Here is a 24,104-nt window from a genome sequence, read left to right as displayed (position 1 = left end):
AAGCGCAAAGAAAAATAAACAGCTGCGTTACTTTGTGAACCTCAGCGGCTAAAAAAACTTCGTGGTTAAAAAGAAAAAAATGAACTTAGAACAACAGATTATTTTAGCAATTCAACAAGGATTTAAAGAGCTTTTCGATCATGATTTGGTGATTGAAGACCTTGGGTTGCAACCAACGAGAAAGGAATTTGAAGGGAGCTTCACCTTTGTGATGTTTCCTTATCTGAAAGTTACCAAAATGGCACCTGAGGCTAGTGGAAATAAATTAGGTGAATATTTGGTAGCGAACTCCGAGGTTATCTCTGCTTTTAATGTTGTTAAGGGATTTTTGAATTTATCTATTAATGAAAGCTCTTGGTTAAACATTTTCAATCAACTTTATTCCAACCCAAATCTTGGTCAGCTACCACAGAATGGGCAAAAGGTGATGGTGGAATATTCTTCGCCAAACACCAATAAACCACTCCATTTGGGTCACTTGAGAAATAACTTTTTGGGATATTCTATCTCTCAAATCCTCAAAGCAAATGGCTACGAAGTAATCAAAGCAAACTTGGTCAATGACCGTGGAATACATATCTGTAAATCTATGGTCGCGTATCAGCATTTTGGGAATGGCGAAACTCCTGCCTCGTCTGGATTGAAAGGTGATCATTTAGCAGGTAAATACTATGTGATTTTTGATAAAGAATACAAAAAGCAAATCAGCGAATTAGTTGCAAAAGGACAAACCGAAGAGGAAGCCAAAAAAAATGCCCCGCTCATTTTAGAGGCTCAAGAGATGCTTCGTAAATGGGAAGCGAATGACGAAGAAGTAGTTTCTCTTTGGAAAACGATGAATTCCTGGGTTTATGAAGGTTTTGATGCAACTTACAAGAAAATGGGAGTTGATTTTGATAAATTTTATTACGAATCTGACACCTACCTTCTCGGAAAAGATATTGTTGAAGAAGGACTTTCTAAAGGTATTTTCTTCAAAAAAGAGAATGGATCCACTTGGGTTGACTTAAGCGAAGAAGGTTTGGACGAAAAGTTAGTTCTTCGAAGCGATGGAACTTCTGTGTATATCACTCAAGATATGGGAACTTGCGATTTGAAATTCAATGATTCTGGATTCAACAAATCGATTTACGTGGTAGGGAATGAACAAGATTACCATTTCGATGTCTTGTTTAAAATTATGCGTAAACTTGGTCGACCTTACGGAGATGGCCTTTATCATCTATCTTATGGAATGGTAGATCTACCTACAGGAAAGATGAAATCAAGAGAAGGAACTGTCGTAGATGCAGATGATCTGATGCAAGAAATGATCGACACTGCAGAAGCTCACACCAAAGAACTAGGGAAAATTGAAGGTTTCTCCTCTGAAGAAGCGGCAGAACTTTACGAAACTTTGGGCATGGGAGCATTAAAATACTTCTTGTTAAAAGTAGATCCCAAAAAGAGAATGCTCTTTAATCCTCAGGAATCTATAGAATTTCAAGGAAATACAGGGCCATTTATTCAATACTCACACGCGAGAATCTCCTCGATTCTCAGAAAAGCAGATCAGATAGGTGTTGTTTATAAAAACGCCGTTTTTGAAGGACTTGAAAACTTGGAAGATGCTGAAAGGGATTTGATAATAATTTTAAATGATTTTGAAAAGAAAATTAGACAAGCAGCGGAAGACTTCTCTCCAGCCTTGTTAGCTCAATACCTATTTGACTTAGCAAAAGAGTACAACAGATTCTATGCAGAACTATCCATCTTCAACGAATCCAATGAAAATATTCAGGCTTTTAGAGTAGCACTTTCTGCTTTAACAGCCAAAACAATTAAGTCGGGGATGAAGTTATTAGGAGTAAATGTCCCAGACAAAATGTAATATTAATTCTATGAAAAAACTACTTACTATTTTGGCTTTTATCGCCTTTGCTTGCACTTCAAGTGTACAAAAAGATAACAAAGAAGTATCTTCAAACATCACCTTAGACCAAATGCTCATGGAAAAATCAATATATGATTTCAAATTAAATGATATTGATGGTAATGAAGTTGACTTCAACCAATTCAAAGGTAAAAAGCTGCTTTTGGTAAATGTCGCATCAAAATGTGGCTACACTCCTCAATATGCTGATTTACAAAAATTAAATGAAGAATATGGAGATCAAGTAGTGATTCTAGGATTTCCTGCTAATAATTTTGGTGGACAAGAGCCAGGAACTAATGAAGACATCAAACAATTCTGTAGTGCCAACTATGGAGTAACATTCAAAATGTTCGATAAAATCTCTGTGAAAGGTGCAGATAAGCATCCTCTTTATAGATGGTTATCTGATAAAGACATGAATGGTTGGAATGACAAAGAACCTACCTGGAATTTTTGCAAATATTTTATTGATGAAAATGGGGAATTAAAAAAATTCTTTGCATCTTCGGTAAATCCAATGGATCAAGAAATTATCCAATTAATAAAATCTTAAACAGAAAGTTGTTTATCTCACCATGACCTGTTTTCGTAACGAAAACAGGTCTTTTTGTTACCTTAGCAGAAAAATTACAACGTGGAAATCACTCTTGCCAGTAAAAAACAAGCTTGGCTTCATGCTATTCGTTTGAGAACCTTACCATTAGCCTTATCAAGTATTTTGATGGGCTCAATTTTAGCAGCATACCAAGAAAGCTTTCGTCTTGATGTTTTTATTCTAGCTGCTATTACAACAATTTTTCTTCAGATTCTTTCCAACCTTGCCAATGATTATGGAGATAGCGTCCATGGTGCAGACAGCCAAGATCGCGAAGGTCCAATTAGAGCTGTTCAGTCAGGTGTGATTAGTTTGGCTTCCATGAAAAAGGCGATGATTCTCTTTGCTTTTTTTTCTTTGATCAGCGGATTAAGTTTACTTTACCTTAGTCTTGATGACTGGAAGTTATTTTTCATATTCCTTGGACTCGGAATATTGGCAATTATAGCTGCTATTACCTATACTTCTGGCAAAAAACCTTATGGTTATGCTGGTTTAGGTGATATATCGGTTTTTATCTTTTTTGGACTTTTGGGGGTATCCGGAACATACTTCCTCCACACTTTAAGTTTTGGTTGGGTAAATTTATTGCCAGCGATTTCCTTGGGTTTATTCAGTGCTGCAGTACTAAATATTAACAATATACGAGATATCACATCTGACACGAAAGCTGGAAAAAAATCCATTCCTGTAAGGATCGGAAAGAAAGCTGCCATTCTTTACAATTGGGGCTTAATTATAGGAGGAAATATCAGTATTATTCTTTTTGCATTCTTGGAATCCTCTTGGTGGGCCATCTCCCCTTTACTTATTTCACCCTTGATGATCAAAGTAGGTCTCGGTGTGAGCAAAAGTCAAAATTCAAGTATGATTGATCCATTTCTCAAGAAAATGGCAATATCAACACTTCTTTGGGTGATTGCATTTGGTTTGGGTTGGATTATTTTCAATTAATAATTCAATCCTCTTAAAATGAATAGTATTTTTTGTATTTTCCTGAATTGATAAAAATAAAATCAGATAATCGGGTGAAAATCTATATTTCCTAAGTAAATAGTGAATTGATACCCGTAATTATTCAACCCAAAGAAAATTAAAATCGAATCTTATGAAAACTATTCTTGTACCCTTTGATTTTTCGGAACAAGCAGAAAATGCATTTGAATTTGCTAAAGGACTAGCAATAAAAAACAATGCTCATTTGAAACTGCTGCATGTCTTGGAAACTCCCACAATGACTTCGCTCGGGACGATGGGAACAGTGGAATCCGGATATGGGATAGACCAAATCTATGTTATGGAATTGGTAGAAAAAAGAAAAAAGCAATTGGCAGCTATTGAAGAAGAACTTACAAATTCAGATTTTAAATTTTCAACTAAGCTGATTTTTGGAAATCCTTATGCTGGTATCTCAAAAGAGGTCTCGGAATTTGATGCAAACTTAATCGTCATGGGATCTAAAGGAAGTAGCGGGTTAGAGGAACTCCTAATTGGAAGTAATACTGAAAAAGTTGTAAGAAATGCTACTTGTCCTGTAATCACTATAAAGGACAAAAGAGATGTGAAAGATATCAAAACCATTGTTTTTGCCAGTGATTTCACAAAAGAATCTGCTACAGTAGTCAATAAACTTAAAAAACTAGCCAATACACTCAGTGCACAACTTTGTTTAGTGAAGATCAATACACCAAGCATGTTTGAAAACAGTAGAGTTTCTTTAAGAAGCATGCAGGAATTCATCAAAGACCATGAATTACAAAACACAAAAGTTGAAATTTATAACAGCTCATCAGAAGAGGAAGGCATCATAGAATACGCAGAAGATATCAATGCTGATATGATTGCAATGGCAACACATGGGAGAACAGGCTTCCTACATCTCTTGAGCGGAAGTATTGCTGAAGATGTTGTCAATCATGCCAAGCGGCCTGTATGGACGATGAAAATAAAATAAGAACATGGCAAAAAACAAAAATAACGACTGGAAAAAGAGAGATGGCGTGGTGTATTCCACTAGTGATAATTTTGAATTTGACCTAAATGATGGTGAGGAACACGAAACCCTACCTCCTCAGCAGCAAAACCTAAAAGTCATGCTGGACAAAAAGTCCCGAGGTGGCAAGCAGGTAACACTAGTTGAAGGGTTCATTGGAACCGATGATGACCTGAAAGAATTGGGAAAAATGCTCAAAAATAAATGTGGTGTTGGAGGAAGCGCCAAAGATGGTGAAATCTTAATCCAAGGAGACCACAGAGAAAAAGTTGTCACAATTCTGCAAGCAGCTGGCTATAAAGCAAAAAGGTCAGGAGGGTAAATTCTCTCAATAAATATTCAAAACAGATCGCTAAAAAAATCAGCGATCTGTTTCTTTTTCTACAATCGTAAAAGCTTAGATTCAAGTCTTAAAAAATTATGACTAGTCAATTTTTAAAATCCAGATTACTTTATTTTTTTGAGGTTTTACTTTTAATCCCTTCCTATCCCTTTTTATTATTCGCTGGAAAAAAACTAAGAAAAAAGATAATCAAATTACCTTCACAAAGTGAGTATTTGGAATTTCTATCTAAAAAAGAAAATCCGAATCTATTAATCATTGGCGAATCTACTGCGGCTGGTGTTGGAGCAAGTGAAGCTTACAAAACCTTTGCAGCTAATATTTCAACCTCGCTTGAAGATAGGAATGTCTATAACATTGGAAAAAACGGTCTAAAAGCTTCTGGGCTTAATGCTAGATTTCAAAAGCATAAAAATAAAGTTCCACAATATTTCGAGACTTGCATCATCTTGATTGGTGCAAATGACTGTTTCCAATTTACCCCTCCTTCAAAATTCAGTTATGAATTAAAAGTTTTCATTTCGGAATTTATCAGCTCATCTTCTTGTAAAAAAATAATTATCCCTCTCATCCCTCCTGTTCATCAATTCCCTGCAATTCCTCTAATAATCAGATTCTTTTTAGGGCTACATAGGAAAGTATTGGGATTGGAAGTCAAGCAACTAGCAGCATTGATTCCAGAAGTGACTTTCATTGATCAAAATCAATTTTATGAACCTGATTTTTTTGCTGAGGATGGTATTCATCCTTCAGATTTGGGTTATCTAAAAATGTCAGAAATGATTCTTTTTCAGATAAAAGAAAAAGGTAGCTCAACATAGCTACCTTTTTACCGAAAAATTGAACCACAAACTAAACCTGATTACCATTTTAAAAATGATAATCTCGATATTGTAAATTGAAATACGAAGAGAAATAAGTATTTGGATTTCCTAAACTGCAATTAATTTATAATCCACAGAAATGGCACAACACATTGCTCAATTTGCACTAATCGTAGAGGACTATGATGATGCGATTGACTTTTACACGAAAAAGTTACACTTCCAACTCTTAGAAGATACACAAATCTCAGAAACCAAAAGATGGGTAAGAATAGCTCCTCCCGGGTCAACCGATCAGAATTGCCATATTCTACTTGCTAAAGCATCTGGTGAACAACAAAAGAATGCCATCGGTAACCAAACTGGAGGAAGAGTTTTTCTATTTCTTCATACAGATGATTTTGAGCGGGATTATCAGAATTTACTTGATCAGGATATTAAAATTTTCAGAGATCGGTCAACTGAAAGCTTCGGGAAGGTAGTCGTATTTGAAGATCTTTATGGTAATCTATGGGATTTGATAGAACCTATAAAAAAATCATGACCAAGCTTCAAATTGCAAAACTTATTTCAATCATCGGGCATCCCCTTTTAGTAGGCTCGCTTTATGTGATTTTTATAAGTTTTTATGATTTGGAAAAAAATACCGCTGTCATCATATCGATCGCTATTTTGTCAGTTGTTACTTTTCCCATATTAATCCATAATTACATCAAGACCAAAAGGGGAACCTACAGTAACTTTGATGTCTCAGATCAGAAACAAAGACGGGGATTTTATCCATTCAGTATCCTTCTCTTTACAATCTGTTTGATTCTATTTGTGATACTTCATTTTCCAAAAGTAGTCCTTGTCACCACTGCTTCTTTTTTGGGGATGCTTATTTCGATGGCTTTGGTAAACTTCAAAATCAAAGCCTCCCTTCATTTGGCAATAGCCCTATTTATTGTCCCAAAGTTTTTTGAAATTTCTATGATTCTTGGATTAGGGTTTTTGTTATTTGGGATTTGTATAGGTTGGTCAAGGCTTACCTTGGGAAGACATTCGATGCAAGAAATCAGTCTCGGAAGTATCATCGGTTTTCTTTTCGGCCTTTTGAGTCTGTATTATTGATAATTAGAGAAAAAGTTGCCCATTTATCCAAAATAATAAGAAAAACATTCTCCAACTTTTGCTTGTTAAGATTTGGTATTTAACTTTGCATGCATAAATGAACAGCAATTTACTCCATATCGAATTATTTTTAGCGACAGCTCATGCTGGTACTGTTCATCATATCCATCATTCCTCCTAAGGAGGAAAATCAATTACATATCGCCCAAGGAAGGCTGTTGATATATTTATACAGCCCTATCGTCCAAATCATTTATTTGTTTTGTATTACTAAACGTATATTGCATACATGGAAAATATTATCCGTATTGCCGTTCAAAAAAGCGGAAGACTCAGCGAAGATTCATTAAGCCTCATAAAAGAATGTGGTATCAAGTTTTATAATGGAACAGGAAAACTAAAGTCCACCTCCACCAATTTCCCCATAGAATTTCTCTTTTTGAGAGATGACGATATTCCTGGCTATGTCTCTGATGGCGTTGCTGATTTAGGAATCGTTGGAGAAAACGAATTAGTAGAAAAAGACAAAGAAGTTCAAGTATTGAAGAAACTCGGTTTTTCTAAATGCAGACTTTCTCTTGCCATCCCAAAAGGAGAAGACTACCCAGGAATCAATTATTTTGACGGAAAAAATATCGCCACCTCTTATCCAAAGATTCTAGGAGATTATTTGAAATCAAAAAATATCAAAGCGGAAATTCATGAGATTTCAGGCTCAGTAGAAATTGCTCCAAGTATTGGACTTGCAGAAGGAATTTGCGATATCGTAAGCTCGGGTTCTACTTTGATGATGAATGGCTTGAAGGAAGTAGAGCAGATTTTTAAATCTGAAGCAGTTTTGATTTCAAACAAATATTTACCTGAAGAAAAGAGAGCCATTGTTGACAAATTATTGTTCAGAATGAATGCTGTTCAGACTGGTAAAAGCAATAAATATGTTTTGCTTAACGCTCCAAACAAATCTTTGGATAAAATCATTTCTCTAATTCCTGGCATGAGAAGCCCGACGATCTTGCCTTTGGCACAAGAAGGCTGGTCATCAGTACACTCAGTTTTGAGCGAAGATCAGTTTTGGGAAAATATAGAAGAACTGAGAGCGGCAGGTGCAGAAGGAATTCTTGTAGTTCCTATTGAAAAAATGGTGCTTTAATAAAGTAAAAGAGAAGAATTCAATTTCAATTTGATTTTTATCTCAAACCTAAATTCAAAAACATGAAAATTTTAGTCAATCCTGTAAAAGGAGAATGGAAATCAGAATTGGCAAGACCAGTTCAAAAATCCAAAGACATAGAAAAAATTGTCAAGCCGATCATGCGTAAAGTAAAAAGACAAGGCGATAAGGCATTGAAAAAATTTGCTTTAGAATATGATCATGTCACCATCAAAAACCTTTTGGCAAGCAGAGAAGAAATCAGTGCTGCCAAGGCACTAGTTTCCGAAGATTTGCAAAAAGCCATTTTGCAGGCGAAGGAAAATATTGATAAATTTCACGAAGCACAACAGAGTCCTGACTTGGTTATGGATACCATGGAAGGTGTAACCTGTATGCGTAAAACTGTCGGAATTCAAAAAGTCGGCTTATACATTCCAGGAGGTACAGCACCACTTTTTTCCACTGTTTTGATGCTTGGTATTCCTGCGAATATTGCAGGTTGCGAGGAAATTGTACTTTGCACACCTCCCAACAAAGAAGGTAATATTCACCCTGCTATACTTTATACTGCCGACCTAATCGGAATTGACAAAATCGTCAAAGTTGGTGGTGCTCAAGCAGTAGCTGCCATGACTTATGGAACAGAGTCTGTTCCTGCAGTAGACAAAATCTTTGGTCCAGGAAATCAATATGTAACTGCTGCCAAGCAATTGGCTGTAAAAAAAGGAGTTGCGATAGATATGCCTGCCGGACCTTCTGAGGTGTTAGTTTACGCAGATGAATCTGCTATTCCTGCCTTTGTTGCTTCAGATTTGCTTTCACAAGCCGAACATGGAGTTGATTCCCAAGTAATCTTGGTCGCTTCATCTGAAAAAGTTGCTCAAAAAGTGATGCAAGAAGTCGATCTTCAAGTAGAAAAACTATCTAGAAAAGAAATCGCCAAAAAAGCATTGGGCAATTCTGTAGCGGTGGTGATTAACAATCAGGACAAAGCCATTGACTTGATCAATGAATATGCTCCTGAGCATTTGATCATCTGTGTCAAAGAAGAGGATGAAGAAGAAGTTGTGAATAGAATCAAAAATGCAGGATCTGTTTTCATCGGAAACTTCACTCCAGAATCCGCCGGAGATTATGCTTCTGGAACCAACCATACGCTACCAACTTATGGTTATGCGAGAAATTACAGTGGAGTTTCATTAGACAGCTTTACCAAAAAAATAACCTATCAAAAAATCACTGCGAAGGGAATTCAGAATATCGGTCCGACCATAGAAATCATGGCTGAAAACGAACTCTTAGAAGCCCACAAGAATGCAGTTACCATCCGTCTAAATTATCTAAAAGAAAATTCCTGATGGCTTTCGATCTAGAAAAATTACTTCGTCCACACATCAGCAAAATCAAGCCTTACTCTTCCGCTCGTGATGAGTATTCGGGAAAAGCTGGGATATTTCTTGATGCCAATGAAAATCCATTTGGCTCGATGGCTGATGGGAAATTCAACAGATATCCTGATCCTTATCAACTGGATATCAAACAGAAGTTAGCTGTAGTCAAAGGTGTAGAAGCCAATCAAATTTTCTTGGGAAATGGCAGTGATGAAGCGATAGATTTGTTGATGCGCGCATTTTGTAGGCCGGGTATTGATAACATCATCTTGCTTCCTCCTACTTATGGCATGTATGAAGTTAGTGCAGGGATCAACGATATCGCTATTCAGAAAGTAAACCTTACTCCTGACTATCAACTCAGACCTGATGCCATTCTGGAGGCAGTCAATGAAAACACAAAAATCATCTTCATTTGCTCACCAAATAACCCAAGTGGCAACAAAGTCAAAAGATCAGATATCCATCAGATTCTGAATAATTTCCAGGGCTTGGTAGTAGTTGATGAAGCATATATTGATTTCAGTGATGAACCAAGTTTCACGACAGAATTAGCGAATTATCCAAACCTCTTGGTGATGCAGACTTTCTCCAAAGCTTGGGGACTTGCTTCTTTGCGAATTGGGATGGCTTTTGCATCAGTAGAAATCATCAAAATCCTGAATTTGATCAAACCTCCATACAATATCTCTGGACTTACCCAAGAAAAGGTATTAGAAGCTTTGGATAATGCAAGTGCAATTCAAAGAATAGTTAAAGATACGCTAGCAGAAAGAGCGTTCCTTAAAACTGAACTAGAAAAATTCCCTTTTGTATCTACAATCTATCCTTCTCACGCGAATTTTCTTCTGATCAAGACCGAGGGAGCTAGAAAAATTTACGAATACTTAATCGAACAAACCATCATCATCAGAGATAGATCCAAGGTAGTCCTTTGCGAAGACTGTTTGAGAATTTCTGTTGGAACAAGAACTGAAAACGAAGCTTTATTAAAAGCTCTAGTGCAATACAAGCCATGAAGAAAGCATTATTTATTGATCGTGATGGCACCATCATCATCGAGCCCCCTACTGACTTCCAAGTTGACAGCTTGGAGAAATTAGAATTCTACCCCAAAGCATTGAGCAATCTCAGGAAAATAGCTGAGGAATGTGATTTTGAACTAATCATGGTCACCAATCAAGATGGCTTAGGTACGGATTCTTTTCCAGAAGACACCTTTTGGCCAGCCCAAAACAAAATGATGAAGACCCTCGAAGGAGAAGGCATCATTTTTACGGCTGTGCATATCGATAAGTCATTTGAACACGAAAACTTACCTACTCGTAAACCAGGGATCGGTATGCTCACAGCTTATCAAAACGGCGACTATGACCTAGCCAATTCCTATGTGATCGGAGATAGGAAAACAGATGTTCAACTCGCAAAAAACCTTGGAACCAAATCCATTTTCATTGGAGAAGCTTTTGAAGACGCAGACTTCTGCACTACTTCTTGGGATGAAATCTATGAATTCCTCAGACTTCCAGCGAGAAAAGCATCAGTAGATAGAAAAACTTCAGAGACTGACATCAAAATCAGCCTCAATTTGGATGGAACAGGCAAGTGCAATATCAGCACAGGTTTGCATTTCTTTGACCACATGCTAGAGCAACTGGGCAAGCATGGCGGTACTGATTTGGATATTCAGGTCAAAGGGGACTTGCACATCGACGAGCATCATACGATTGAAGATACAGCCTTGGCACTTGGTGAAGCTTATTTAAAGGCGCTTGGAGACAAAAAGGGCATCTATCGTTATGGTTTCCTTTTGCCGATGGACGATGTGTTGGCACAATGTGCAATAGACTTTGGCGGACGTCCTTGGATGGTTTGGGAAGCAGAATTCAAAAGAGAAAAAATTGGAGAAATGCCTACGGAGATGTTCTACCATTTCTTCAAATCCTTCTCCGACACAGCCAAATGTAACCTGAATATCAAAGCCGAAGGTTCAAACGAACACCACAAAATCGAAGCGATCTTCAAATCCATGGCAAGAGCCATCAAAATGGCCGTAAAAAGAGATCTCAATGCCTTGAATCAACTTCCGAGTACGAAGGGGGTTTTGTAAGGCGAGGAAAATAATTTAAATAAAGCGAGGCAAATTAAATTGCCTCGCTTTTTTTGCTGATTGATCAAAAACTATATCGGTCGTCACTACGTGACTTCTGAATAGCATGGCTACCTCATTGTCAAGAATTGAAATCCATGATTAATATATCGGTCGTTCCTACGGAGCTGATACGGAAACTCCCTCTTATCTTAAGAAATATCCCAGACTTTCCAGTGCCAGCGGCACGACCGAAATCTTAACGGTGGGTTTCAACACACTTAGCCACGAAACTTGCGACTCGGTGAAAGTCTCGTAGGGATGGACGATTATTGCTCTAAAAAAATCAATCTTCACTTTCTGCTAAATTCCAATTCACCGCTCCTTCTCCAATATTTCAAAAACAAATAAACACAAATCAAAACAGAGATCCCAATAATGAAGAAAGTCCATTTTCCATAAATCATATAACTTTCCAAGTTGTCTATGGAAGTATCAATTTTCAAAAACTCCCCAATTAATATACTCGTCAGGTTGGCTACAGAATGTAACAGAATTACTAAACCCAAACTATTTGTCTTGATAAATATATAACCAAAAACCAGTCCCATCAATAAAGCTGTAATTATCTGAGCAGGTTGAATATGAATAATGGCAAATAAAATACTAGAAATAGTCAAGGCTAAATTACTTCCATATTTATCTCTAAGTCCATTAAGGATAATACCCCGAAATATCAATTCCTCTACTATTGGACCAATAAAAACAGCTCCAAATGAGAAGATTGAAAATAATTCCATTGCCATACCTTTGTTTTTATTCTGTAATAAAAGGTTAATCAAATAGTTCAGAGGATGACTAATAGCCAGAATCATGGTAACAATAAATAACAAAGAATAAGCAATCCATCGGATGCTAGGTAACCTAAAACTAAAATCAAAAGGCCACTTTCTTTTGTTCCTTATCCAAGCATAAAGAACTATTGTTATTCCATAAATAATAAAAAGTGTAAATCCATAAATTGAATCTTCAATACCAAAAAACAAAAAAGGCATACAAATTATTGCTGAAATAAAGAAAGGAACCACGATTAATTCAGCACTATGCAAGATTTTAGAAGGAAAATTATTTTTCATTTATGATTTTTTTCGATAAGAGAATGTGCGCACCGTAAAGCACCGATGCGCACAATTATGAATTTCTGAATTGTTTTCAATTAATCTACTAATTGATTCCAAATCCAAATGCCTGCATTTGCAATGGCCTTACCTCCATTTACAACTGCTTCTGCTGTATAAATAATAGGATTGTTAGTTCCAGTCCAAGAATATTCATAATAATCAACTTTCCCTCCATAAATCTCCATCAATTCATTTTTGTTTAATTCCTTAAACTTTTCCATAATCTAAATAAATTTTCATTCTTCCCCAATCTTTTCCGGGCATTGGGTGCTCCCAATCTCTCATAAGCAAATCGAATTAGCTAGCATAGAAATCTCTAAAACATGATTATTCAGATGCCCTTTCAGGGCATTACTGATAATAGCAGGATCTTGTGCAATGGGCTGCACCCATTGTTAGGAGCTCTTGCCCTTACAGGGCAGTAGTTTATTATTGATATTTATTTTTTAAAATTAGTAGCTTCTGATAATCAAACAAGTCTCTAATGTCAGACAACTAAGAAAAGGTTACATAATAAAACAATGGCTAAAAACCATTGATAAACGGAGTAAACTGGTGCTCCTTTCCGGCTCAGTAATGCCTGTCCCGAATATCGAAAGGCTAAAGAAAACGATAATTCACTAATAACAATCCATATCGCTCGTCACTACGTGACTTCTGGATTACCTTATTTCATTCAAATCATGGATTGAAATCCATGACTAATATTTCGGCCGCACCTATGGAGCTGAAAGCAAATCTCACTTTCATCCGATATACCAGCCTTCCAGTGCCAGCGGCACGACCGACATCTTAACGGTGGGTTTCAACCCACCGACTCACGAAACTTGCGACTCGGAAAAAGTCCCGTAGGGACGGACGATATAGCAGGCTCAAACTTCATAAAAATATACTGCTGGTATGATCAAGATAGCATTATATACTCCATGGAAAATAATCGCCCACTTCATGCCATAGTTTAGTCTGATGTAACTCAGAACAAGACCAATCAAAAACTGAGCACCTACCATAAATGGCACCCAATAGAAATATTGTGCATAATCAAAGTCCGTGAAATTCATTAAATGAACTAATCCAAATAATGCTGAGGAAATAAAAACACTATATTTTAGATTTAGTGAATCACCTTTATTCACTTTATACATCAAAAACAATAAGTACACCCAAAGCAATGCTACAGGAATCCAAACTTCACTGATTAACAGTAAAGAAAGTACCAACCCCCACCAAATAGATGACTTTTTAAAATCTAGATGTAACCTATAAATCGGTTCTTCGAGCAAAGGAGCAATTACAATAGCCAGTACAGCTACAAGCCATTTATTCTCCTTCAACAAAAATTCCATCTTATGGTCAAACTGATCTATTCCTGCCAAATCCAAAACAAATGCATATGGAATTACAATGGCAAATGCTATCAAAAGCAAATGCAAAAATTCTTTACCCTTTATTTTTTCATAAGAATCCTTATGATATGGAGATTTAAGAAAGGTTTTGAGTTTGGTAAAGGTTTGTGTCATATTTTTAAGGTCTTAAAGTGGAAATTTTATGTGTTTAAAATTGATTTTCATTACTACTCCGATTAGTAGGGGCATGCTACGTAATGCCTAAAATAACCATCCCTCTGGGTGTTTCCGTAAATTCGGAATCATTGATATTTCATAATAGTACAATACTGAATTTATTTTCGGATATTTTATCATTTAGAAAAAAAACATCAATTCAAAACTCTAGAATTCGATTTCTTAGAAAAAAAAGTAAAAAGGGAACAAGATTCCATAGCATGTGTAGTATGATGGATAAAAAGATTCCTTTTTTATCAAAAACATAACAAAAAAGAAGGCCTCCAAAAAATTTGGTGATGAATACAAATATTGAATTTGTGAGATTCTCGAGCAAGTAAAAATTTTCTGTAAAGGTTACATGTAAAACTCCAAACATAATTGAAGAAGTATAAACTAAAATTAAATTTTTAACTTTTATTTTATTTTTTAAAAAAAATGAAAGTATCAGGAAAAATAAAAGTAAGACCGAAAGGACTATTAAACTATCGTAAAACAATATAATAGAAGCAATTGCTGAAAAAACAATATGTTTTAACTTATTCCCAATGTGATAACGAAAAACTAACTCTTCTAATATGGGAGCTAATATAACCACATTTAAAAAGATTTTTATTATATTATCCTCACCAAAAACAGAATTACTCTTCGGTAGTGATTGGTTGAATACTAAAAAATTTAATAACAAAAAAACTGAAAAAATTATCCACTTTAAGAATAATGCATTCGCTAAGAATTTAAAATTAGAAAGAAGTATTTGATTTGATTCTTTTTTAGAAACCAAAAACCTTCCAAAATCTTTTATAATTATGAACATTTGATTTATTAAATAATTATTAGCAGAATTAATATAAAATTGTGGTATCTAGCTTCTTTAACGATTCCTTAGGTTTCAATTTTAATTCTTACTTTAAATTAAATTGTTTAAATATCGATTATTGTAAATATAAACTGAAAAAACGCAATTATTTCTTTCTTGGCAAGTTTAATGTATATGTTTATGTTAAAACAATTAACAACATATTTCTTAATTTAAACTTAAAATGAGAAATTACTTACTAAAAAGGTTATGTAAATTGAGGTTTAAGCTCATTTAAATTGAACTTAAACCTCAATTTTATTTTTATTTTAAAACTGTTTTTATAACATCAACAGTAGCATCGGCTACGAAAATCGTCCAAGCTGCTGTTACAGCTAAGAGTTCTCCAGCAATTCTACCGGCTTTTCTTGCGAAGGAAACATCTTCTCCTCCATTCAAATTAATTAATTCGAAGTTTGTTAGATCTTTCATATTATTATTTCTCATATTTTACTGTTTTTCTGACTTGTTCAAAAGTTTCACTAAATGTTTCACTAATTCCGTAAACGAATTCTGTCATGGATATAGAAGGTGACCATAAAATAAAGCCTCCATCTACCTCCACCATCTCCTCAAAACTCAGTTCTCTTAAATTTTCCATAATCTAAATAAATTTTCATTTTTTCCCAACCTTTTCCGGGCATTAGGAACTCCCAATCTCTCCCAAGCAAATTGAATTAGCTAGCATGTCTTTTTGCTGATTGATCATATATCAAAGAAATGATAGTTCCGTCTAATATTTTAGACGCTGGAAAATAATTTGAAATTTTTCCAGCAGAGATATTCCGAACTTCATCTGATCCAAGAACCTTAAGAGAAAAAACCACTGATACTCCGTTACAATTCTCATAAACAAATGAATTTGAACGCTTTGAAAACCTAATCTCAACCCCTTCATCTCTTAATTCATCAAGCATCAAATACAGCTTCGCTCTACTCACCCCCAATCTCTCCGCAAATTCCTCCGGACTTCCTGTCCTCTGCTCTCTTACTAGCTTGTTTAGCAGCTGTAATCTCTCTATTTGTCTGATAAATTCCATGATTTAGATAATTTAGTTATTGGTTAAATAGTTAAAAGGTTGTAAAGTTGGAAGGTTAGAAGGTTAGGCTTGCAAAAACCTTTTTCTAAACTTCTAAACTCTAAGCCTCTAAACTTTCATTATTGGTTAAAAGGTTAATTGTTAAACGCTTAACGTTTAACGCTTAACGATCATCATTATAGCACCAAAAGCTGTTTTCTGATCATTTGGTAATATTTTCCTTCCTGCATTAACAACTCTGTATGGGTTCCTTCTTCGATTAGTTTCCCTTTATCTAGCACATATAAGCGATCAAAATCCTGCACAGCCGCCAACCTGTGAGTAATAAAGATGATAGTCTTGCCTTCTGTGGCGAGCATTCGGATAGTTTGCTGTACAAACTGCTCCGAGTCAGGATCTAGGGAAGCTGTTGCTTCATCTAAAATCAAAACTTCTGGATCTTTATACAGCGCTCTTGCTAAGGCTACTCTTTGCTTTTGCCCTCCTGAGAGGGACGCACCATTTTCTCCCAAATAAGTACCAAAACCATTGGGAAGGTTTTCTATAAAACCCATCATTCCCAGCTTATTGCATATACCGACTATCTTCTGCATATCGGGTTGATAATCCCCCAAAGCGACATTTTCCAAGACATTTCCAGCAAAAAGGTCTATGCGCTGAGGCACCACAGAGACTATTTGTCTCAAACTGACATTGTCGATAAATTTGATATCATGTTCCCCGATATGGATATTACCCGATTGAAGAGGGTAAAGATTCTGAAGTAAGGATACCAAGGTACTCTTGCCAGAACCACTTTCACCTACAACACCCGAAATCTTCCCTTTTGGGAATGTCAAGTTTAGATCATCAAACACATTAGCTCTTGACCCATATCTAAATTTCACGTTTTTGAAAGTGATATCGCCCACATTTTCCTTTTTGATAGGAAATGAATCTTTAGAACTCTCTACCTCAAGATCCATGATTTCAAAAAGCCTATCTGCTGCTATCAGAGCATTCTGAATTGTCTTGTTCATACCGATCAAACTAGAAATCGGACCAGTAAGGTAGCCTGTCAATGCGTAAAAAGACATTAGTTCACCAGGCGTAATTTCATTTTTCAGGACATAGCCTGCACCCACCCAGAGAAGAATAATGGTAAAGAGCCTCGAGACTACTTCCGAAGATGTCCCCGAGAAGATGTTGTTCATTCCTGATTGATAAACTGTCCTCAACAAAGAGACAAACCTCACCTCTGTTTTGATATTGGCATGGTCTTCAGCCCCAAATCTTTTGATTGTACCCGCCGAGGTAATGGATTCTACGAGCTGAGATTCTAACTCTGCTGATTCTTCCATCAGTCTTCTTTCAATTTTTTTATTCAAACTATTGGTCACCAAGTATATGATCGTATAAAGTGGAATGACCAGCAACATAACCAAAGCCAATTTCCAATAGAAAGTAAACATCAATGCAAAAGAAAATAAGACGATAAAAATATTGACCAAAAAGCCAATAGAAACGTCGTTGATAAATGCTCTGATTTTCACTGCATCATTTACTCTTGAAATAATTTCACCTACACGCATGGTGTCAAAAAAACGCTGAGGCAATGTGAGTAAATGCTTATAATAACCCAAAATCAACCTGGCATCGATCCGTTGACCTACCTTGATGATAAATAGGGTTTTGTAAACACCGATTACTATTTGCATCAATAGGAGAGCAATCATCCCAATTGACAATAAATTCAGCAAATTGGTATTTCTTCCTATAAAAACATGGTCAATGATCTTTTGCACATAGATAGAAGTTGACAGTCCCAAAATAGTATATAATACTGCTCCAACCAGAGATTGTACCATCACACCTTTATGTGGTCTGACCAAAAACCAAAACCTACTCCATGTGCTTACTTTTTCACTAATTGCTTTGAATTCATCATTGGGCATAAGAAGGACAAGTACCCCTGTCCACATCTCTTTGAAAGCATCTGGGCTGACCTTGTGCATTTGTCCATCACCAGGATCCATATACTCCACAGTCTTATCATTTACTTTATATAAGACTACAAAATGGTGTAAGACCTTTTTTACGATCACATGAGCAATAACAGGCATCGGAACATCTTTCAAGGCATCAAAATCACCTTTTACACCTTTTGCTGAGAAGCCCATCTTGGTTGCAGCTTCAATCAACCCAAGGATATTAGTTCCCTTTTGGTCAGTCGAAGCCATCTGACGGATTTTGGCTACTGGCATCTCCAATTTGTAAAATGCAGCTACTGAGGCCAGACATGCAGCACCACAATCAGTAATATCTCTTTGTTTGATTTTTATTCCCATTGTTGTAAAAAATTAATTTAAGCTTTGAACTTGGGGGTTGAGCCAATTATCTACTTTATCATATAATAATTGGAATAAGGACCTCCGAGCAATTACAAATCTGGCATTATAAGTCATTCCTTTTTTTACATAACCCTCCTGACCATTGGATAAAATTAAAGATGGATTGTCTAAAGCACAGGTAACCAAAAAACCAGCTTCTCTTTCATTCAATAATGATAGATCATCAGCAATATCTACTACTTTTCCTGTAGCAATTCCCCACTGGTTGTAGTTGTAGGCATCAATTTGGAAACTCACTTCTTGCCCTTTTTCGATAAAGGCAATATCCATAGGAGAGATGTAGGTCACTGCCAACAATGTCGTATCGGGAGAGATTTCTGCTAATTTTTGTTGGGGATGGACAAAATCACCCTTATTAAGGTTCAATACATTAATCAAAGTCCTGTTGGTACCTGCGATGACTTTATATTGATCCATTTGTTCTGAAAAGACACTTTTTTGGTTAAGCAAGCGAACTCTTTCATTCTGATGGTTGACCAGTTCCTGCTCCCATAGATTTCTTTGTTGTTTGCGAATCAAATCAAGTTGTGATTTTGCCTGTTTATATTGTACATCAGCCACATCATAATCTGCAAAAGCCAAGGCATTGCCATCAAACAGTGTTTGTGCTCTTTCGAAATCCCTCTCTAGTTTCTGCACTGCAGCATCTTGGTTGTTAAATTTCGTTTGATACTCAAGCAATATAGCTTGATAGAATTTTGACCTCAGTGATACCGGCTCCATAACATAAGTTGATAAATCTAACTTTAGGAGTTTATTGAGATCATGGATAAATTCGTCCAAAACAGTCAATCTTTCCTCCAAGCCTTGCATTTCAAGGTTCAAAACCTCGCCCCTTATAACCGCCAAAACATCTCCCTTTTTAACCTTTTGGTTTTCTTTCAGATTCCATATTTCCAATCTTCCACTTACCGAGCTCATCAGAGAATTGCGCTGCAAAGCTGACTGAAAAGTCCCCCTAGACTGTACAGCAACATCCACATAGATCAAAGGCATTGCGATGATCCCAGCAAATAAAATCCCGAGAAACAAAAGATAAATTGCTCTGGATCGTACACTAATATGTGAATCATAAACTTCAACAGATTGATTGATAATAGCTGTTGGAAAAATCTTCGTATTCATATTTGTAAAATTTTAATAGATCAGAAAAATCAGAAAATGTTTAACAGATAAAATTTACTATACCTTGAAAGTAGGTTACGAATGGTTTCTAAGTTGAAATAAACTTGATAAAAATATAAACCAGTAGCGAAATTTGTAAAATAAAAATCTTGAATTAAACAGATTTTTTACCGATAAAACAATTTGAAAACCTCCCATAACCTAAATAAATTATATTTAATAATGTGTCAATTATAAATAACCTAAAGTTAATTACCAAAAAAAGTTTAATTATTGACTTAATAAATTAAATTTCAACACGGTGAAATCAGTTTAAAACCAAAATATAATTTTGTTAACTGCCTAATTTTAAATTAAAAAACTAGGTTTCATTTCGGTATTGATTTAAATCTAAAATATTATTCTTATTCAAATAATTACTAATAATTTTTACTTAATAATCATTTCTATTTTACAATAAGTAGTAAAAGACTATTATTATTATTAGGCTATAGGATAGATTTAGACTGAATTTTTAAAAAAAAATTGTTTATAAGTTGTTTAGACTTAAGACAAATCAAATTTTTAATCTTTTCAACCATAAAATGGTTGCCCCGAAAATCGCGAGGATACAAAATCTTATATTTAATAAAATTCATTTTAAAGTATAAAACAATATAATTCTTGAAGCTAAAAGAGCTAAATTTTATACAATTCACTGATCACAAAATATATCGCTCGTCACTGCGTGACTTCTGGATTACCTTATTTCATTCAAATCATGGATTGAAATCCATGATTATTATATCGGTCGCTCCTACGGAGCTGATTGCAAATCCCACTTTTATCCGATATACCTGCTTTCCAGTGCCAACGGCACGACCGACTTCTTAACAGAGGGTTTCAACCCACCGAGCTAGGAAACTTACGATGAAGGGAAAGTCACGTAAGGATGAACGACGTAAAGGCAAATCATGAGTTACAAATGACAAAAAAAGGCCAGCTTTATCTCAAAGCTGACCTTTTTCTAATTAAAACCGATATGATTTTTACTTATCTCTGTACGATAGCATCTTTCAAACCTGGACTTGTCAATAAAGCTCCAAATTCTCCTATTACGCTTTCAGGCACATTGTTTTCTACTGCTCCTTCTACTACTGCTCCAATAAACAAATCATAGTCTTCAGCAGATACTAAACCTGTCATTCTTGAATTGACAGCAGGATTGTGAGCATCAACCATATTCAAACCAGAGTATTCGATATTTACAGAACCAATAGCTTCTGCTAAGAATTCAGAGAAGTCTGTTACCAAAGTTGTAAAGCCTGAAAAATTTCCAGCCCCTACTTCAGCTAATAAAACTGAGAAATAAGGTTGTAAGGCATCATACTTACCACCTTCATTTGTAGCAATAATCAATACTGTACTTGTGACAACTGCTTCTAATGGTGCATATCCAGCTTCAACCAATCTTTCAGGGTCACCTTCGGCAGACACATCTACTAAAACATTTCCTCCGAGTCTAGTATATAAATCCAAACCTTCATCATCAGCTCTTTGAACAATTGGTTCTCTAACAGATTCCAATAATTGTCCCACTGGACCGATTACTTCACTAGAGGTAATATTTGCTTGCGCTGCACCTTCTACTACTGCTTGAATAAATAAGTCATAATCAGCATTGTTGATTCGACCATTCATTCTTGAGTTTCTGGTAGGATCATGTGCTGCTTCCATATCTAAGCCACTATACATAAAGTTTTTAGAACCAGTTGCTTCTGCAAAAAACTCCGTAAAATCACTTACCAAAGTAGTAAACCCAGATGTTTGACCTGCCCCAACCTCACTTAGTAATACACTGAAATAAGGTTGTAAAGCATCATACTTCCCATCTTCATTTGTAGCAATAGTCAAAACGGTGTTAGTTACAACCGTTCTCAGGTTTAGAAAACCTTGTTCTACCAATTGACCTGGATTGTTAGGATCCGAAACTCGTGTTTCACCACCCAACTGCACTGCATAAAACGAATCATCCATCATCATTGGCTGATCATCATCATCATTACATGATGAAAATGTAGCCACCGTTCCAATCAAGACACTGGCGAACCAGTAATTTACTTTTTTCATAATCATTAAAATTTGGTTTTAGTTTAATTTTCAAAGGTCCTCTGGAAGAAGGCTCCAAGTTTGTAGGTAAGTGAACTTTTATTAATGGCAGGGCAGCTTTGCGCTAGCATTTCATCAGATGGCTGAAAAAGGCTTGCTTGAACCAAAAAATCTTTGCTGATCGATTCTACGATATCTTGAGGAGCTTGCTTATTTCTGTCATACAAGCAGACTAGATGACCTGAAGCTAAATTCACTCTGACATCCCTGACGCCATCCATCAGACTTGTATAAGTTTTGATTTTTACAGCCTCAAGTGAATCCAACTGTGAATCAAAGTCAATCCTACTCATGGCTAAATTTGGTCCTTCGTTACCCTTAGGTTGAGTAACCAAATAAATGTGCACAGCTAAAGTCACAACCAAAGCTGAAAAAAGGACTAGGCATCCAATAATAATTCTTTTAAACATGGCTCAATAATTTTAAGATTTTGATGATATACGAGCCGTATTATGAACTTGGATTGTAGAGATTTAAAAAATTTGAATTTCTTTTTTAATTAATCGTCTATTTTATTAGTTTTGATAAAATTGTTTTTTATGAAAAAGATTACCAAATACTTAGCCTGCCTTGCTTTATTGACTTCATCCTGTTTCGGAAGTTTTTCTGAAGGGGAAATTCATTTCAATAATGGAGAATATGAAAAGGCCATAAGAGAATTTTCTCAAACTTTATTTATAAACGTTACTGATATCAATTCTCTCCACTTGAGAGCAAGAGCCTATGAAGAACTGGAACGTTATGAAGAGGCATTGGAAGATTATAAGCGAATCATAAGTATTGACCCCAGATATGCGCAAGCACATGCAGGGATTGGTAAATTATATTGGAATCAAGAAGACTATTTGAATGCAGAAAAACACTTGCTTATCGCTGCGAAATATGATGAAAATGACTTTGAAATTATTTATCTGCTTGGTAGAGCGATGATTATGAATGAAAATTTCAAAAGTGCAGATGAGTTTTTCTCTATTGCAAAGGAATTAAAACCAAAAGATGCACGAGTTTATTTTTATCAAGGAATGGCTAGATCTCAGATTGGAGATGTATTAGGTGCAGCGGGTTCATTTAACATGTGCTTGAATTATGACCCTTCAAATCATGCTGCATTATACAACAGAGGTTTAGTCAGAATGACCATTGGTTATGTAGCTTGGGCTTTAGAAGATTTTGAAGAATTACTGAAAATCAACCCTAATCATATAGAAGCTTTAGCAAGAAGAGGAATCTGTAAAAAAACACTAAAAATCCCAACAGCCTGCCAAGACTTGATAATGGCCTCTAATAAAGGTAGTGAAATAGCAAGATTGAATTTAGAAGGCTGTTAAGAAAGGACAAAATAGAAAGTCTGAAGGAGGAAATTTTATATTATTTTTCTGATATGCATTTTGTTAGTTCTTTCTTCTTGGATCTCGCTTCTCAAATCTCTTATAAGGTATTTTCTAAAGCTCTTGTCACCATTTTCTTTTTTGCTGCTTTGTCTAGGGAAACATTGATTTCAAAACAAACCAAGATGATCAAGGATGTAATGAATAGCCAAAGCATCACTGCCAACATTGTCCCGATGGAACCATAGAGCTTGTTGTAAGTCGCGAAATTATTGAGGTAGAAAGAAAATAGATAAAAACTTGCAGTGATCAAAAAGCCAGCTGTTGTGGAACCTGTAGAAAAGAATTTCCATTTATCGTGAACGGCTGGCGCAAAACGAAAAATGTAAGCAGTAGCAATCATAAAAACAGCTAATAAGGTGAAAAACCTAAAAAAAGCCAGCAAATAATAATATAGATTGCTAGATACAAACTCCCAATCTGAAATTCTATACAAAACACTACTTCCCAAAACCATTATAACAACTGCACCACAAATAGTAAGCACCAAAACCATTATAATCCCAACTGCAATCAGCCTTGTTTGCCAAAAAGTTCTGTTTTCCTTGGTTTTATAGACAGCATTAAATGCACTCATCAAGGAAATCACACCATTAGTTGCTAAAAATAATGCAAGAAAGAAACCCAGCGAAAGTAAGCTTTGTCTTGGTCTGCTGACAATATCCATGATTGTGGATTCAGCTTCTGAATAAATGCTAGGAGGAATGATTTCAGCTATAAATAACAAAATATTTTGCGTAGTCACATTCTCAAAAAAGAATCCAATATAAGGTATGATGTTGAGAAGAAATAAGAGTAAAGGGAACATCGCTACAGTAAAACTAAAGGCAACTGACCCTGCTCTTTCGATAATTTCATCTTTTCTAATCTGCTCCAAGAAAATTTTCCCAACATTATAGAGGTTTTGATCAGGATTTCCGAAATGGATATGTCTGAGTTTTTTTGCCTCTCGGGTAAATTTGATAGATAGAAGTCTGATTCTTTTTTTCACTGAA

25 protein-coding genes are annotated in these 24,104 nt (G+C 35.6%); 13 read left to right on the top strand and 12 right to left on the bottom strand.

Annotated features, from left to right (window positions below):
• Positions 1-79 precede the first annotated feature (79 nt).
• The 12 genes from argS (at position 80) to hisB (ending at position 11,437) form a co-directional block, all read left to right on the top strand.
• A complete protein-coding gene (gene argS, locus BELBA_RS10945) occupies positions 80-1,870 on the top strand; it encodes an arginine--tRNA ligase (RefSeq protein ID WP_014772757.1) in 1,791 nt (596 codons plus the stop codon).
• 10 nt (positions 1,871-1,880) lie between these two features.
• A complete protein-coding gene (locus BELBA_RS10940) occupies positions 1,881-2,468 on the top strand; it encodes a glutathione peroxidase (protein WP_014772756.1) in 588 nt (195 codons plus the stop codon).
• Positions 2,469-2,549: 81 nt separating this feature from the next.
• On the top strand, positions 2,550-3,464 hold the full coding sequence (locus tag BELBA_RS10935; RefSeq protein WP_014772755.1) for a 1,4-dihydroxy-2-naphthoate polyprenyltransferase: 915 nt from the start codon (positions 2,550-2,552) through the stop codon (positions 3,462-3,464).
• A gap of 154 nt (positions 3,465-3,618) precedes the next feature.
• Complete coding sequence (locus BELBA_RS10930) at positions 3,619-4,464, top strand: universal stress protein (RefSeq protein ID WP_014772754.1); 846 nt, start codon at positions 3,619-3,621, stop codon at positions 4,462-4,464.
• Between the two features lie 4 nt (positions 4,465-4,468).
• The gene (locus tag BELBA_RS10925; RefSeq protein ID WP_014772753.1) at positions 4,469-4,825 is read left to right on the top strand and encodes a translation initiation factor; all 357 of its coding nucleotides are present in this window, start codon (positions 4,469-4,471) and stop codon (positions 4,823-4,825) included.
• A gap of 98 nt (positions 4,826-4,923) precedes the next feature.
• Entirely contained in the window at positions 4,924-5,667 is a 744-nt protein-coding gene (locus tag BELBA_RS10920) for a GDSL-type esterase/lipase family protein (RefSeq protein WP_014772752.1), read from the top strand.
• A 142-nt stretch (positions 5,668-5,809) separates the two neighbouring features.
• A complete protein-coding gene (locus BELBA_RS10915) occupies positions 5,810-6,214 on the top strand; it encodes a VOC family protein (RefSeq protein ID WP_014772751.1) in 405 nt (134 codons plus the stop codon).
• Positions 6,211-6,783 (top strand): phosphatase PAP2 family protein, encoded by a 573-nt coding sequence (locus tag BELBA_RS10910; RefSeq protein ID WP_041779627.1) that lies wholly within the window; start codon positions 6,211-6,213, stop codon positions 6,781-6,783. The genes BELBA_RS10915 and BELBA_RS10910 overlap by 4 nt, the downstream gene beginning before the upstream one ends.
• Positions 6,784-7,072: 289 nt before the next feature.
• Positions 7,073-7,933, top strand: a complete 861-nt coding sequence (hisG, locus tag BELBA_RS10905; RefSeq protein WP_014772749.1) for an ATP phosphoribosyltransferase — start codon at positions 7,073-7,075, stop codon at positions 7,931-7,933.
• Positions 7,934-7,995: 62 nt separating this feature from the next.
• Positions 7,996-9,294 carry a histidinol dehydrogenase gene (hisD, locus tag BELBA_RS10900; RefSeq protein ID WP_014772748.1) on the top strand — a complete coding sequence of 433 codons (1,299 nt, stop codon included), beginning with the start codon at positions 7,996-7,998 and terminating at the stop codon, positions 9,292-9,294.
• Positions 9,294-10,346 (top strand): histidinol-phosphate transaminase, encoded by a 1,053-nt coding sequence (hisC, locus tag BELBA_RS10895; RefSeq protein ID WP_014772747.1) that lies wholly within the window; start codon positions 9,294-9,296, stop codon positions 10,344-10,346. The genes hisD and hisC overlap by 1 nt, the downstream gene beginning before the upstream one ends.
• Positions 10,343-11,437 (top strand): bifunctional histidinol-phosphatase/imidazoleglycerol-phosphate dehydratase HisB, encoded by a 1,095-nt coding sequence (gene hisB / locus BELBA_RS10890; RefSeq protein WP_014772746.1) that lies wholly within the window; start codon positions 10,343-10,345, stop codon positions 11,435-11,437. The genes hisC and hisB overlap by 4 nt, the downstream gene beginning before the upstream one ends.
• 332 nt (positions 11,438-11,769) lie before the next feature.
• Here hisB and BELBA_RS10885 read toward each other — a convergent pair whose 3' ends face one another.
• The 11 genes from BELBA_RS10885 to BELBA_RS10840 all read right to left on the bottom strand — a co-directional run bounded on the left by BELBA_RS10885 (position 11,770) and on the right by BELBA_RS10840 (position 22,131).
• Positions 11,770-12,552 carry a CPBP family intramembrane glutamic endopeptidase gene (locus BELBA_RS10885; protein ID WP_014772745.1) on the bottom strand — a complete coding sequence of 261 codons (783 nt, stop codon included), beginning with the start codon at positions 12,550-12,552 and terminating at the stop codon, positions 11,770-11,772.
• An 80-nt stretch (positions 12,553-12,632) separates the two neighbouring features.
• Positions 12,633-12,818, bottom strand: coding sequence for a bacteriocin (locus tag BELBA_RS10880; protein WP_014772744.1), 186 nt, complete (start codon positions 12,816-12,818; stop codon positions 12,633-12,635).
• A 651-nt stretch (positions 12,819-13,469) separates the two neighbouring features.
• On the bottom strand, positions 13,470-14,117 hold the full coding sequence (locus tag BELBA_RS10875) for a CPBP family intramembrane glutamic endopeptidase (RefSeq protein WP_014772743.1): 648 nt from the start codon (positions 14,115-14,117) through the stop codon (positions 13,470-13,472).
• 202 nt (positions 14,118-14,319) lie between these two features.
• Positions 14,320-14,976 carry a CPBP family intramembrane glutamic endopeptidase gene (locus tag BELBA_RS20490; RefSeq protein ID WP_014772742.1) on the bottom strand — a complete coding sequence of 219 codons (657 nt, stop codon included), beginning with the start codon at positions 14,974-14,976 and terminating at the stop codon, positions 14,320-14,322.
• Positions 14,977-15,282: 306 nt separating this feature from the next.
• A complete protein-coding gene (locus tag BELBA_RS10865; protein WP_041779323.1) occupies positions 15,283-15,465 on the bottom strand; it encodes a hypothetical protein in 183 nt (60 codons plus the stop codon).
• Positions 15,455-15,619 carry a hypothetical protein gene (locus tag BELBA_RS19680; protein WP_014772740.1) on the bottom strand — a complete coding sequence of 55 codons (165 nt, stop codon included), beginning with the start codon at positions 15,617-15,619 and terminating at the stop codon, positions 15,455-15,457. The genes BELBA_RS10865 and BELBA_RS19680 overlap by 11 nt, the downstream gene beginning before the upstream one ends.
• Before the next feature lie 76 nt (positions 15,620-15,695).
• Entirely contained in the window at positions 15,696-16,058 is a 363-nt protein-coding gene (locus BELBA_RS10860) for an HTH domain-containing protein (RefSeq protein WP_014772739.1), read from the bottom strand.
• Between the two features lie 176 nt (positions 16,059-16,234).
• Positions 16,235-18,385, bottom strand: coding sequence for a peptidase domain-containing ABC transporter (locus BELBA_RS10855; RefSeq protein ID WP_014772738.1), 2,151 nt, complete (start codon positions 18,383-18,385; stop codon positions 16,235-16,237).
• A gap of 12 nt (positions 18,386-18,397) precedes the next feature.
• Positions 18,398-19,573 (bottom strand): HlyD family secretion protein, encoded by a 1,176-nt coding sequence (locus BELBA_RS10850; RefSeq protein ID WP_014772737.1) that lies wholly within the window; start codon positions 19,571-19,573, stop codon positions 18,398-18,400.
• Between the two features lie 1,032 nt (positions 19,574-20,605).
• Entirely contained in the window at positions 20,606-21,682 is a 1,077-nt protein-coding gene (locus BELBA_RS10845) for a globin family protein (protein ID WP_041779626.1), read from the bottom strand.
• 23 nt (positions 21,683-21,705) lie between these two features.
• On the bottom strand, positions 21,706-22,131 hold the full coding sequence (locus BELBA_RS10840) for a heavy-metal-associated domain-containing protein (RefSeq protein ID WP_014772735.1): 426 nt from the start codon (positions 22,129-22,131) through the stop codon (positions 21,706-21,708).
• A 129-nt stretch (positions 22,132-22,260) separates the two neighbouring features.
• Between BELBA_RS10840 and BELBA_RS10835 the strand changes: the two genes are divergently transcribed.
• A complete protein-coding gene (locus tag BELBA_RS10835; RefSeq protein ID WP_014772734.1) occupies positions 22,261-23,049 on the top strand; it encodes a tetratricopeptide repeat protein in 789 nt (262 codons plus the stop codon).
• Positions 23,050-23,149: 100 nt separating this feature from the next.
• Here BELBA_RS10835 and BELBA_RS10830 read toward each other — a convergent pair whose 3' ends face one another.
• A complete protein-coding gene (locus tag BELBA_RS10830; RefSeq protein WP_014772733.1) occupies positions 23,150-24,100 on the bottom strand; it encodes a YihY/virulence factor BrkB family protein in 951 nt (316 codons plus the stop codon).
• Positions 24,101-24,104: the final 4 nt, after the last annotated feature.

It is taken from the genome of Belliella baltica DSM 15883, assembly GCF_000265405.1.
Classification (GTDB): domain Bacteria; phylum Bacteroidota; class Bacteroidia; order Cytophagales; family Cyclobacteriaceae; genus Belliella; species Belliella baltica.
The sequence above is the reverse complement of the archived record's forward strand: the minus strand, read 5'-3'. Positions and strand labels throughout refer to the sequence as shown.